This window comes from Prosthecobacter fluviatilis (genome assembly GCF_055388355.1).
Map to the genome: position 1 here is coordinate 2917266 of NZ_AP043782.1, position 11755 is coordinate 2929020.

Below are 11755 nucleotides of genomic sequence, written 5' to 3' on the forward strand. Positions count from 1 at the left end.
CATGCGCACCCTGCTTGCCCTCCTAGCCCTTGCCACATTCACGACCGCCGCCGAACCGGTGTACCTGACGCTTGCCGATTTCACGGATGCGAAGGGCGAGGCGCCTTCCGGGGGCTGGACCACCGAGGGTGACAACACGATCCATCTGAGCGGCAAGGGCGGCGGTGCGCTGATCTCCAAAAACGAGTACTCGAACTTTGAGCTGGAGTGGGAATGGAAAGTGAACGCGAAGGGGAACAACGGGATCAAGTACTGGGTGACCCAGATCGGGGGCAAGGAATGGCTGGGGATTGAGTACCAGATGATCGACGACAGCGGACATCCAGACGGGCTGAAGGGCGGCTCGCACACGACGGCTTCGATTTATGACATCAAGCAGCCGGTGGAAGGCAAGGCACTGAAGCCTGCGGGCGAGTGGAACACGAGCAAGATCGTGGTGCAGGACGGAAAGATCCAGCACTGGCTGAACGGTGCGCTGGCCTGCGAGGCGGACACGACGACGCCGGAGTGGAAGGAGCGGATCGCGAAGAGCAAGTTTAAGAACAAGGAAGGTTTTGCGCCGGGCAAGGGCAAGATCATGCTGACGGAGCACGGGGATGAGACGTGGTTCCGGAACATCAAGCTGACGGCGAAGTAGGCCTGGATGACTAGATGCTGGTCACTGGATGGCGAGACCTGAACCGTACATGGAATGTGAGGGCTGCTTTGCGCTGGGGTGGCGTGAATGCGGAGGAGCGCTCCATGCTGGCGAAGAGTGCATGTCTCCCCCTCACCCCAGCCCTTTGACTCACTGCTTTCGCCCTTCGGGCCGCCTACGGCGGTCTATCTCCGCTACGCTGCGATTCCCCGAAGAAAAAATCTGCTGCCTTCGTCTGTCAGGGGGGAGAGGGAGAACCGCTTTTGGCTGCCTTGAATTTTTCGGACGCAAAATTATCCATCACACTTTAGAGCCAAGGTTGTTCGGAGGCACGGTGAGATTGCGGCGCGCTGGTGGACGGGCGGGCTGTCGCCACACCCATCCTACGATCTGAGCATCTGGAGCGGACTTGGAATGGCTGTAACGAAGCTAACAATGCGCCTCTTTTAACCAGGCTTATTCAAGGGCGATTCGACTGGTTCTCGAAAATCCTGTCACATTGCCCGGCGGCGGAGCGGATCAATTGGACATTCTTTTCGAGAGCCAGTCTAGGTTTCTTCGGCGCGGCCGATTTCCCAGGCTTGGTCGTTGTCGGTGGGTAATTCGGCGATGTCTCTTTCGAACAACTGGGTGAGCTCGACGCGGCGCTCACGGACGATGCTGGCGTAGGCGTCTTCGTCTTCATGCACGGGTATGAGGAGGTGGAAGGTCTCGTCATCGTAACGGCGCCAGCGGCGGGCAGCACGCTCGGTGGCGTAGGCGGGCTGGCCCAGAGCACGCAGGGCGCGGACGGCGAGCTCCTGGGCGCTGCCCATCTGCTCGTGAACGGTGTCTTCGGCGGCCAGGCCGAGATTGATGAGTTCAACGCGGTGATCGTAATCGTGGGCGCGAGCGAGGATGCGGAGCTTTGGGAATCTTTCGCGGACATCTGCGATGAGCTGCGCGACTTTGGCCTGGTCTGCGAGGGCGATGATGAGCATGCAGGCCTGCTCAATGCCGGCGGCGTGAAGGAGATCGAGGCGGGTGGCGTCGCCGTAGAAGACTTTGAAGCCGAATTTACGCAGCATGTCCACATGATCGGGGTCGCTTTCCAGCACGGTGACTTTGACGCCCTGGGACATCATGACGCGGCCGACGAAATTGCCGAAGCGACCGAAGCCAGCGAGGATGACGGGGGCGTGCTCGTCAATGCGATCGGGTGCGCGCTGCTCTTTGATGACGGCGGTGTAGCGAGGGGCGATCAGGCGCTCGTAAATGATGAAGAGGAGCGGCGCCACGGCCATGGAGAGGGCGACGACGGCCACGAGGAGCTTGGAAGTTTCTGGATCTAGGATTTCCTGCTGGATGGCCATGGAGAGGAGCGCAAAGGCGAACTCACCGCCTTGTGCGAGGGCGAGCGAGAGAAGCCAGCGGTGGCTGCCGCGAATCTTGAGCAGGGTGGCAATGACAAACATGACCGCGGCTTTCAGAGCGATCAATGCAACCACCAGCGAGGCGACAAGCACAGGCTTTCCGGCGATGACGCTGAAGTCGAGCGAGGCCCCGACGGCGAGAAAGAACAGGCCGAGCAGGAGTCCTTTGAAGGGCTCAAGGTTGCTCTCCAGCTCATGGCGATAATGACTGCCAGCGAGGACGACACCCGCGACAAAGGCACCGAGCGCGGGTGAGAGGCCGACCTGGGTCATGAGCAGGGCGACACCGACGATGAGGAGGAGCGCTGCAGCGGTGAGGAGCTCACGCAGGCCGGTCTTTGCCAAAATGTTAAAGCCGCGAGGCACGATGAAACGGCCGCCGATGACAATGACCGCCACGGCCCCCAGAGTGATGAGAGGCTGGGCCCAGTGGGGAAGCTCCTGCAACCAGCCATGGTGCTCCACCTTGGCCACGCTGGCGGCGAGCAAGGGAAACACGGCGAGCATGGGGATGACGGAGATGTCCTGGAAGAGGAGGACGGCGAAGGAGTCAGCGCCGCCATCGGTGCGCATGAGGGCTTTTTCCTGCAGGGTCTGAATGACGATGGCGGTGGAGGAGAGGGCCAGAATCATGCCGGTGGCGATGGCAGGCTTTGTCCCCAGGCCGCAGGCGAGCGCGACGCCCATGACAGCCAATGCGGTGAACACCACCTGCATGCCACCGAGGCCGAAAATGGGACCGCGCATGCGCCAAAGCCGCGCGGGCTCCAGTTCAAGGCCGATCATGAAGAGCATGATGACGACGCCGAATTCTGCGAAGTGCATGGCTTCCTCCCCCTGCGCCCCCCCGACCCAACCGAGAACGAAGGGGCCGATCAAAGCGCCACCGATGAGGTAGCCAAGCACGCTGCCGAGACCGAGGCGATGCGCGATGGGCACCAGGAGCACGGCGGCACCCAGGTAGATGAAAGCGGAGATGAAAAAATGGGAGGCGTGCATGAGCTATGCGGGAATGAGGTCGTTGATTTTTTCCGCCGAGGCCGCCAGCTCCAGCGGCAGTGTTTCATCCCGCAGGGCTGCGAGGAGGCGTGCGTAGCGCTGTGCCAGGGGCTGGATGCCTGCGGCGTCCGCCAGGTTATTGGCGCTGTAAACGATGTGCGGGGCCAGGTAGCGCATGCCACAGAGGAAGGCGGTCTGATCAAAGGGCGCGAGAAGCTGGCGAATGGTGAAGCGGTTGCGCCCCTGCGAGCAGTAGACTTCTTCGGAACCGCCGGCGCTGATGGCCTGCAGCATGATCTTGCCCTGAAGGGCGGTGCCCCCTTCCCCGTAGGCCCAGCCGTAGGTGAGGACGAGATCGAGATATTCCTTCACGAGAGAGGGGGCGCTGTACCAGTAGAAGGGGTGCTGGAGGACGATGACGTCGTGCTCTTTGAGCAGCTTTTGCTCTTCTTCGACATCGATGAGGAAATCGGGATAGAGCTCGTAGAGATCGCGAAAGGTCACGCCTTTCACCTCACGCGCAGCGGCTGCCAGCCTGCGATTGATGCGGGATTTGTGAGGGGCAGGATGGGCGTAGAGAACGAGAACCGAAGCCATGATGTGTGTGCGGCAGCATGGCCGCTGAGAATGGCGCGGCAATTGATTTTGGCACTTTACAGGGCTGGTATCGCCACGTGATGAGAGCGCCCGAGGAGAAGAGGGCGGGAAGGCGGGGGAGGCCAAACCTGTTTTGAATGACGCGTGAGCTTGAGCTGCTGGCGGGAGCGCTGATCGACGGGCAGCAACTGTGTTACGACGCAAGTGTGAAGTTGGGTTGGGTGAGGAGTTTGTTGAGCACGCAGAGGATTTTGCGCATGAGAGCTGTGATGGCGACCTTCGCAGGTTTGCCGCGTTGACGTAGACGTTTGTAGTGTTCTTTGAGGATGGGGTTGTGGCTCAGGGAGCAGATGGCCGTCATGTAGAGCACGCGCCTGACTCTCCAGCGACCACCCTGGATGTGGCGCTGGCCCTTCATCGGACCGCTGTCATAGGGATGCGGTGCAAGGCCTGCCAGAGCGCAGATGCGAGCGTCGCTGTGCAGGCCGAGTTCCGGCATCAAGGCCAGCAAGGTGGCGCTGGTGACCGTGCCGACCCCGGGCAGCTGCTGCATGCGCTGAGACCGCTCCCGCAGTTCCGCTGAGTTCACCAGGACGGCCATGTTCTTTTCCAGTGCCTTGATCTGCTGCTCCATGAAGTCCATGAGCTGCCTGGCCTGAGTTTTGAGCGCATCATTTTGCAGCTGCTGGTGCTGGACCTGCTGGGTGGCATGCACGGCGACAAGCTGTTCGCGGCGGCTGACAAGGCTTTGCAGCTCCAGCATCTGTTCCGAAGGCAGCACGTCAGGCTGCGGTGAGAGCCCCTGGCCAAAGAGAACCAGCAGCTGCGCATCCAATGCGTCAGTCTTGGCCAGGCGACCATTGGCCCGTGCGTAGTGGCGCACCTTGGCGGGATTGACACGGCTGACTTTCACGGCGGCTTTGAGCAGAGTGATCCACAGCGCATGCTCGCAGGCACCGCTGGCCTCTACGATGACGTGGGCGTTGGCAGGGAGGCTGTGCAGCAGCCGCTGGTGGCCTGCTGGAGTGTTAGGCACCTGCTTGAGCCGGGATAGTCCGGCGAGATCGAGATGCTTGGCGCTGACATCAACGCCGACGTAGACAACGGACGGGGGATGGACATCATTCATGACGATGGATGGGATGGATGGTTATGAGGACTCTTCCTTGCCAATGCGAGCTTCTCCACGGGACCAAGGTCAAGCGGAGGCTCTTTCAACTGTTCGAGTTACCGTCTGTTCTGGCGTCCCGGGTGCTTTGCTGTCCGACGGCCTCCAAGGGCCTTGAGTGCCCGCAGGCTCCCCGGAACGCTCTGCGGCAGGTTGGTGTAAAGGGCCAGCCTGCCGCAGCATCCAGACTGCGGCCAGCTTAGCCGCAATCACGATTGCAGAACAACCCCATCATACAAAGAGTGCCCATCGTACTTTGCGGCAATCGTTTTCAGGGGTCGGTGAGCTCGATGCACAATTTATCCTCGATGCGGCCTTTGAATTTCCAGACGCCGTCGATGCGAAGGGCGTCGTCGAGTTCGATGCGGAGCTTGGTGCCGTCTGCGGCGAGGAGATGGATGTCCACTTCGTCAAAGGCGGCATCGGGGTCGGCGGCATCGTCGTCGGGATCGACTTCGAGCTCCACGAATTTGAGGGCGGAGATGTCGCCAAAGTATTTGGTGATGAGGGCGCGGATTTCGTCGATGCGCTGCTGATTGCGGAGCCTGTCTTTCTCGCCGCGTTTCAGTTCTTTCTCGCGCTCTTTGTCCACATTGATCTCGGTGGGGGAGGTGCCGGAGGCGGCGAGGGCTTCGGCTGCTTTGAGCTTGGCGAGAGTTTCGGGCGAGTGCCAGCAGGCGGCGAGAGCCGCATCGTCTTTTGACTTGATGGCACTGACCAGAGTCTCCGCGAGGGCCTTGAGTTCCGGGGGCGGTGGGGTTTTGGGATCGTCGGCATGGAGGGCCGGGACGAGGCAGGAGGCGACGATGAAGCAGAGGAGGCGTTTCATGACGGTGCGAAGTAAGACAGGATGGCCGGAATTCAACTCACGGAAGTGACACGGAGAGGGGACGTGAATGCAAGGGAGCTGATGATTTACACCGCAAGAGATTAGAAGACCGCAGAGATGAGGTTTTGAGCCTGGCGCTTTTTGGTTTTCTCGAGAGCAGAGGGGAGTTTGGGTGCGATGCTCTTTTGCAAGGGAATGGAGAGCCAAGGAATGGGGATTTTGGTGAGGCAGTTCGGCGGATATGGGAATGCGGAGTGAAAGGATCGAGGACGAGCAGGAGGACGAGGCGGCCGAGACGAAGCGGAAGCGTGATGCGGACGGGCTTTGAGCTGCCACATTGATGGGTTATCGAGCGCGTGCGAGCCAGACGCCGAGAACAGCAATGATCATGCCGATGAGGGAGAGGCCGGTGAGGGTCTCGCCGAAGATGGCCCAGGCCATGAGGGCAGTGACGGCTGGGACGGTGTAGAAGAGGCTGGCGACGTTGACGGCGGTGCCGCTGCGGATGAGCCAGTTGAGGAGGCTGATGGCGCCGATGGAGAGAACGAGGGCGACCCAGCACAAGGCGAAGATGAACTGGCCGCCCCACTGGATGTGCATGGTCTCGGTGGTGAAGGCGAGGGCGGCGGTGATGAGCAGGCTGGCGGCGTATTGAACGACGGTACTGGTGCGGAGATCGAAGGCGGGGCAGTGGCGCTTCTGCCACAGGGTGCCGACGGTGATGCCAACGAGAGCGGCGATGGCGGGCACTGTCATGACGAAGGTGAGGCCGCTGCCGGTCTTGTGTGCGACAACGAGGATGGTGCCGAGGAAGCCGAGCGCGAGGCCGGACCACTGGCGCGGCAGGACGCGCTCGCCCAAGACGACGCCGGCAAAGGCTGCGGTGAAGAGGGGCTGGAGGGAGACGATCAAACTCAGGATGCCGGCGGGAAGGCCGAGGCGCAGGGACCAGACGCAGCCGCTGAGGTAGAGGGCGTGGATCATGAGGCCGGCGAAGGCGACGTGGGCGAGCTGCCCCCTGCCCTGCGGCCAAGGTGCACGGGTGAGGAGGGCGATGGGGATGAGGATGGCGAGGACGATGCAGTAGCGCAGCGTGAGGAAGGTGAAGGGCTCGGCGTAGGGGATGCCGAGCTTTGAGCCAATGAAGCCGCTGCTCCAGAGGAGGACGAAGAGCCATGGGATGATGGCGGTCCAGCGGGAAGAGGGAGAGGCGGGGGACATTTGAAAAAGCTGGAATTCAACGATTCAAACGCGTGCGCTTGCCCAGAGGGTCCAAAATGCCATTGAGACGCTTCACCACCGTTGCTCTTGCCTGATGTCGCAAAAACAGAGTTGGCACGTGCATTAAAAAATTTCGCCATCTGAAGCCAGCGCGATCACGGTGAGCTGCAGAAATGAAATCTCGCAAGACACGAGCAGACTCTTCATGGAACGCCCACAAAGTTTCATTTTTGTAGTCAATTTGATAATAGGCATCTGCCGGCCATTTCAAAGTGTGCTGAGCGCGAAAGTGGCAGGAACCACAGTCTATCGCTCCAATATCCAAGCCATTGTTACCTCGCAGATAAACTGAGTGCTCCCAGTCTGCGGCGGCATAGCCCTCCGGCAACTCCCGAATGGAGTCAGTCGTGCGTCCATGCAGTCCTGCATGGAAAATGGCTGCATGCCACTTATGCCCGCAGTGGTCCTTCATGAGACGATATTCAAACTGATCGCTCTGCTGAAAGAACGGCACATCTTTTTTCTCCCGAATCCGGACGATTTCACTGAATTCAAAATACGCCTTCGCAGTGCAATTCGGACAGCGCACATCCAAGATGTGCGGCATTCCGTTCCACTCATAGGGTGCCGTCATATTTTTCGAAACCTGTTCCCGCTGATCCCTTGGCCCATTTTGCACAGGCGCGGCTTGAACTGCATAGACTGCACGACCGGGCCGCAATCAAGCACAGAAAAAATGTCATTCATCGAGCTGCTGAATACGCGCGAGGTGGCGGCCGCCTTCGAAGGGGGTGGTGAGGAAGGTGTCCACGATTTGCAGAGCCGTGGGGAGATCCATCATGCGCTCGCCGAGGGAGAGGACGTTGGCGTCATTGTGGAGGCGGGTAAGGCGTGCGGATTCGAGATTCCAGCAGAGGCCGCAACGGATGCCGCGGACGCGGTTGGCGGTGATGGCCTCGCCATTGCCGGAGCCGCCGAGGACGATGCCGCGCTCGAATTTACCCGCAGCGACGGCTTCGGCTACGGGGCGGATGAATTTGGGATAGTCGACGGGGTCGGTGGAGTGGGTGCCGAAGTCCTCGACTTCATGGCCTGCGGCCTGCAGGTGCTGGAGGATGGCCTGCTTGTAGAGATAGCCGGCGTGGTCTGAGCCGATGGCGATTTTCATGATGAGGGTTTAGCAGATATTTGAGGAGAAGGGAACTGCGCTCATCCACGCTGAGCAGGTCCCCTCACCCCGACCCTCTCCCCGAAGAGGCCTATTCGTTGGCATCGCAGGTCAGGGGCGGGGAGAGGGAGACTGCTATGCGCGCCCAAGATTAATCGGGCTCAAATCATGCATGATGCATTAGAAGTGATCGCGGATGACGACTTCGTCATAGGCGAGCTGGCCGGGTTTGGGCCAGGCGGGCTGGGTGCCTTTGCCGACGGCGATCATGAAGGAGATGACGTGGTCTTCGGGGAGATTGATGATTTTGGCGACGGCGTCGAAGTCAAAGCCGTCCATGGGGCAGGAGTCGTAGCCCATGGCTTTGGCGGCGAGCATGATGGTCATGCCGGCGAGGCCGCAGGAGCGCATGCATTCGTCGCGCTGGACCTGATCGCGGCCGGAGTAGTACTGGCCGATGGCGGGGACGAGGAAGTCCTGAACGGGCTGGGGTGCGTTTTTCCAATAGCGTGCGGGGTCTTTCTTCCATGAGTCCTTGTCTGCACACATGACGATGAGGAGGGAGGCGTCGGTGACCTGGGCCTGATCCCAGGCGGAGGCGCGGATTTGCTTCCGCACTTCAGGGTCGAGCACGGTGACGAAGCGCCAGTTTTGGATGTTGAAGGCGGTGGGGGCCTGCATGGCGGCTTCGAGAAGCTGATGAATTTCAGCTTCGGTCATGCGATGGGCGGGGTCGTAGTGCTTGATGCCGCGGCGGGTTTGGATGGCTTCGAGGGTGTTCATGGAGGGAGGTGGATTACGGTGGTTTACTGTTGGTGATGATGGCTGACGGTTGTTTCCGGAGGGATCAGGCGAGATTTGAGAAATGGGGATTCGATTGGATGCGGTTTGTTTTGGGGCAGCGGGAAAACTCCAGCGCGGGTGTTACGAGTGTGCGCGAATGAAGGTGGACGGGATTTTGGTCTGTGAGTGGATAGCGCATGCCGGAGGATATGCTAGGCATGAGGTAAAGTGGGTGCGGGTGCCGAGGGTGATGGGAGGGCGCTGACCGACAGACAATGAGTGTCTGTCGTACTTTGATCATGGGCGTTTGGCGTGGAGCTTGATGTGGAGGTGGACGTGGTCGTTGACGACGTGTTTGCCGAGGAAGGCGAAGAGCCTGCCGGAGCCGTAGTGGCTGCCGAACTGGGTGCGGTCGAGCTCAAACTGTGCCTGGCCGGTGAGGTGGTCTGCGTCTGAGGCGGCAATGACGGCGGGGAAGCTGAGGGGCTGGGTGACGCCGCGCAGGGTGATGGTGCCGTGGAGGGTGTAGTTTGGCGTGCCGGGGGTGCAGGATGGGAGAGGAGTGGCGCTCTCGCAGATGAATTCGGCGGTGGGAAAGCGATCCACGGCGAAGAAGTCGTCATCGCGCAGATGGCGGATGAGCATGGCGTTGTAGGCGGTGTCGACGAGATCGTCGCAGGCGATGCTGTTCATGTCCAAAGTGAAGCGGGCGGACTGGAGGGTGCCGTTTTGCACTTCGATGTGGCCGCCGGAGAGCCTGAGGGTGCCGTGGTGATGATTGAAGAGATTGCGTCCGGTCCAGCGGACGAGGCTGGTTTCGGTGTCGAGATTGTAGTGGCCGTGGGGTGTGGCGGAGCCAGGGGTGGCGTGGGAGCCTTCGAGGGGCAGGTTGTTGCGCTGCCACTCGGCGATGCCGCCGGTGAAGGCGGACACGTTGGTGTAGCCGGCTTTGGTCAGCTTTTCGGCGGCGGTGGTGGCGTCCAAGGAGTCGCCGCCGGCGCCGTAGAGGATGATCGCGCTGGATTTGTCGGGGATGAGTTCGGTGACTTTGGAAACGAAGATGGTTTCGTAGACGCAGGCGTTGATGGCGCCGGGGAGGTGGCCGCAGTCGAAGTGCTCCTCCGGGAGGACGTGGATGAGGGTGGCGCCGCCCTTCTGCGCCTGGAGTTCGGAGAGGGAGATGGTTTTCATGATTGTGGAGGAGCTTCGGCGAGCAGGGCGTCGAGGTCGAGAGGTTCGGTGGTCATGGAGAGTTCGCCGCTGGAGCTGCGGGGCCAGAGGGAGGGAGCGCGATCGACGTAGAGTTCGAGGCCGTTGCCGTCGGGATCGTGGAGGTAGAGGGCTTCGCTGACGCCGTGGTCGGAGGCACCGTCGAGGGGGATTTTGTTTTGGATGAGGCGGCGCAGGGCCTCTGCCAAGGAGGCGCGGTCGGGGTAGAGAATGGCGACGTGGAAGAGGCCGGTGTTGCCGCGAGGCGGGGCTTTGCCGCCACGGCTTTCCCAGGTGTTGAGACCGATGTGATGATGGTAGCCGCCAGCGGAGACGAAGGCGGCCTGGGTGCCGTAGCGCTGGGTGAGCTGGAAGCCGAGCACCTCGCAATAGAAGGCGAGGGAGCGCTCCAGGTCTGACACTTTGAGATGGACGTGGCCGATGCGGACGTCAGGGTGGATGGGCGGGGACATGGGGAAGTTTGCGGTTGCTGGCCGTTGTTTGCGATGGTTTGCCGTTGTTTCCAGATCCCAGAGAAGCGGGCCGGATTCGGGGGTGAATCCGGCCCACGCGGGGGATAGGTTATTTGGCGGCGAAGAGGGTGCTGAGGTAGTCTTTGCGACCGGAGAGGGCGACGAGGGAGAGGACTCCGAGGACGACCGGCATTTCATAACCGCCTTTGACGAGGAAGAAGTGGTAGAGGGCGATGTTTACCACCACGGGGCCGACGAGGGTGAGGGCGAGGTTGGTGAAGCGGCCGCTGAGGAGCAGGAGACCGCCGGTGACTTCGAGGACCTTCACGACGTCGAGATAACCGCTGCCAAAGATGGAGAACATGAAGTTGGCGGCGGGAGTGCCTTCTTTAGGAAGCGGGATATCGATGTAGTGGAACCACATGTTGAAGCCGAAGACGACGAAGATGAGGCCGAGGAGGAGGCGGGCGATGGTGGGGATGTGTTTCATGGGAGTTTGCTGTTGTTGGCTGTTGTTTGCGATGGTTTGCAGTTGTTTTTCAGAGGGGGATTATGCGAGGTCGAAGAGGAGGGCTTCGACGGGTTGGGTGGCGGTGAGGGTGAGGGTTCCGGTGTCGTCGGTGCTGACGGCGTCTCCGGGATTGAGGGTGGTGGTGCCGTTGACGGTGAGGGTGCCTTTGATGAGCTGGAGCCAGGCGCCACGGCCGGCGGTGACTTCGTGGGCGGTGGATTTGCCGGCTTCAAGGCGCACGCGGTAGATGTCGGCATCCTGATGGATGGTGGCGGAGCCGTCGCGACCGTCGGAGGAGATGACGAGGACCTTCTCGGCGGTTTCATGCTCGGGCTTGGGGTGCCATTCGGTGTAGCTGGGTTTCAGGCCATTTTGGCGGGGACGAATCCAGATTTGCAGGAGGCTGCCGGGTTCAGTCTGGGAGGGATTGAACTCGCTGTGGGTGACGCCGCTGCCGGCGCTCATGAGCTGGATCTGGCCGGGGAGGAGGGTGCGGCCGTTGCCCATGCTGTCCTTGTGCGCGAGTGCGCCGTAGAGGATGTAGCTGAAGATTTCCATGTCGCGGTGCGGATGGGTGGGGAAACCTGCGCCGCCGGCGATGACGTCCTGATTGATGACGCGAAGGCTGCGGAAGCCCATGTGCGCCGGATCGTAATAGTCTGCAAAGCTGAAGGTGTGGTAGGTGTCGAGCCAGCCGTGGTTGGCGTGGCCGCGTTCGTTGGAGAGGCGAAGTTTGAGTTTCATAACG

At 61.0% G+C, this 11755-nt stretch carries 13 protein-coding genes; 1 reads left to right on the forward strand and 12 read right to left on the reverse strand.

The genetic code is table 11. The annotated features are described in order from the left end of the window. Position 1: 1 nt before the first annotated feature. The gene (locus ACZ5WW_RS11175; RefSeq protein ID WP_377164152.1) at positions 2-637 is read left to right on the forward strand and encodes a 3-keto-disaccharide hydrolase; all 636 of its coding nucleotides are present in this window, start codon (positions 2-4) and stop codon (positions 635-637) included. A gap of 548 nt (positions 638-1185) precedes the next feature. Here ACZ5WW_RS11175 and ACZ5WW_RS11180 read toward each other — a convergent pair. The 12 genes from ACZ5WW_RS11180 to ACZ5WW_RS11235 form a co-directional block, all read right to left on the reverse strand. Continuing rightward, positions 1186-3048, reverse strand: a complete 1863-nt coding sequence (locus ACZ5WW_RS11180; RefSeq protein ID WP_377164150.1) for a monovalent cation:proton antiporter-2 (CPA2) family protein — start codon at positions 3046-3048, stop codon at positions 1186-1188. Between the two features lie 3 nt (positions 3049-3051). Continuing rightward, positions 3052-3645: a glutathione-regulated potassium-efflux system oxidoreductase KefF gene (gene kefF / locus ACZ5WW_RS11185; protein WP_377164148.1), complete on the reverse strand. Its 594-nt coding sequence runs from the start codon at positions 3643-3645 to the stop codon at positions 3052-3054. Positions 3646-3838: 193 nt separating this feature from the next. Beyond that, on the reverse strand, positions 3839-4774 hold the full coding sequence (locus ACZ5WW_RS11190; RefSeq protein ID WP_377172271.1) for an IS110 family RNA-guided transposase: 936 nt from the start codon (positions 4772-4774) through the stop codon (positions 3839-3841). A gap of 310 nt (positions 4775-5084) precedes the next feature. After that, positions 5085-5642: a hypothetical protein gene (locus ACZ5WW_RS11195; protein ID WP_377171215.1), complete on the reverse strand. Its 558-nt coding sequence runs from the start codon at positions 5640-5642 to the stop codon at positions 5085-5087. Positions 5643-5987: 345 nt separating this feature from the next. After that, positions 5988-6863: a DMT family transporter gene (locus ACZ5WW_RS11200; RefSeq protein WP_377171213.1), complete on the reverse strand. Its 876-nt coding sequence runs from the start codon at positions 6861-6863 to the stop codon at positions 5988-5990. A gap of 16 nt (positions 6864-6879) precedes the next feature. Then, positions 6880-7497, reverse strand: a complete 618-nt coding sequence (locus ACZ5WW_RS11205) for a hypothetical protein (protein WP_377171210.1) — start codon at positions 7495-7497, stop codon at positions 6880-6882. A 105-nt stretch (positions 7498-7602) separates the two neighbouring features. Beyond that, complete coding sequence (gene rpiB, locus ACZ5WW_RS11210; RefSeq protein ID WP_377171208.1) at positions 7603-8031, reverse strand: ribose 5-phosphate isomerase B; 429 nt, start codon at positions 8029-8031, stop codon at positions 7603-7605. 180 nt (positions 8032-8211) lie between these two features. Further along, positions 8212-8814 carry a nitroreductase family protein gene (locus ACZ5WW_RS11215; protein WP_377171206.1) on the reverse strand — a complete coding sequence of 201 codons (603 nt, stop codon included), beginning with the start codon at positions 8812-8814 and terminating at the stop codon, positions 8212-8214. A 297-nt stretch (positions 8815-9111) separates the two neighbouring features. Next, positions 9112-10005 carry a YceI family protein gene (locus ACZ5WW_RS11220; protein ID WP_377171204.1) on the reverse strand — a complete coding sequence of 298 codons (894 nt, stop codon included), beginning with the start codon at positions 10003-10005 and terminating at the stop codon, positions 9112-9114. Beyond that, positions 10002-10496 carry a VOC family protein gene (locus ACZ5WW_RS11225; RefSeq protein ID WP_377171202.1) on the reverse strand — a complete coding sequence of 165 codons (495 nt, stop codon included), beginning with the start codon at positions 10494-10496 and terminating at the stop codon, positions 10002-10004. Before ACZ5WW_RS11225 ends, ACZ5WW_RS11220 begins: the two co-directional genes overlap by 4 nt. Positions 10497-10605: 109 nt before the next feature. Next, positions 10606-10986, reverse strand: coding sequence for a DoxX family membrane protein (locus ACZ5WW_RS11230; RefSeq protein WP_377171199.1), 381 nt, complete (start codon positions 10984-10986; stop codon positions 10606-10608). A 60-nt stretch (positions 10987-11046) separates the two neighbouring features. Then, a complete protein-coding gene (locus tag ACZ5WW_RS11235; protein WP_377171197.1) occupies positions 11047-11751 on the reverse strand; it encodes a pirin family protein in 705 nt (234 codons plus the stop codon). Positions 11752-11755 lie beyond the last annotated feature (4 nt).

Bases quoted from the DNA above. Each gene is read 5' to 3' on its own strand.
- ACZ5WW_RS11175 (WP_377164152.1), top strand. From the start codon at position 2: ATGCGCACCCTGCTTGCCCTCCTAGCCCTTGCCACATTCACGACCGCC.
- ACZ5WW_RS11180 (WP_377164150.1), bottom strand. From the start codon at position 3,048: ATGCACGCCTCCCATTTTTTCATCTCCGCTTTCATCTACCTGGGTGCC.
- kefF (WP_377164148.1), bottom strand. From the start codon at position 3,645: ATGGCTTCGGTTCTCGTTCTCTACGCCCATCCTGCCCCTCACAAATCC.
- ACZ5WW_RS11190 (WP_377172271.1), bottom strand. From the start codon at position 4,774: ATGAATGATGTCCATCCCCCGTCCGTTGTCTACGTCGGCGTTGATGTC.
- ACZ5WW_RS11195 (WP_377171215.1), bottom strand. From the start codon at position 5,642: ATGAAACGCCTCCTCTGCTTCATCGTCGCCTCCTGCCTCGTCCCGGCC.
- ACZ5WW_RS11200 (WP_377171213.1), bottom strand. From the start codon at position 6,863: ATGTCCCCCGCCTCTCCCTCTTCCCGCTGGACCGCCATCATCCCATGG.
- ACZ5WW_RS11205 (WP_377171210.1), bottom strand. From the start codon at position 7,497: ATGACGGCACCCTATGAGTGGAACGGAATGCCGCACATCTTGGATGTG.
- rpiB (WP_377171208.1), bottom strand. From the start codon at position 8,031: ATGAAAATCGCCATCGGCTCAGACCACGCCGGCTATCTCTACAAGCAG.
- ACZ5WW_RS11215 (WP_377171206.1), bottom strand. From the start codon at position 8,814: ATGAACACCCTCGAAGCCATCCAAACCCGCCGCGGCATCAAGCACTAC.
- ACZ5WW_RS11220 (WP_377171204.1), bottom strand. From the start codon at position 10,005: ATGAAAACCATCTCCCTCTCCGAACTCCAGGCGCAGAAGGGCGGCGCC.
- ACZ5WW_RS11225 (WP_377171202.1), bottom strand. From the start codon at position 10,496: ATGTCCCCGCCCATCCACCCTGACGTCCGCATCGGCCACGTCCATCTC.
- ACZ5WW_RS11230 (WP_377171199.1), bottom strand. From the start codon at position 10,986: ATGAAACACATCCCCACCATCGCCCGCCTCCTCCTCGGCCTCATCTTC.
- ACZ5WW_RS11235 (WP_377171197.1), bottom strand. From the start codon at position 11,751: ATGAAACTCAAACTTCGCCTCTCCAACGAACGCGGCCACGCCAACCAC.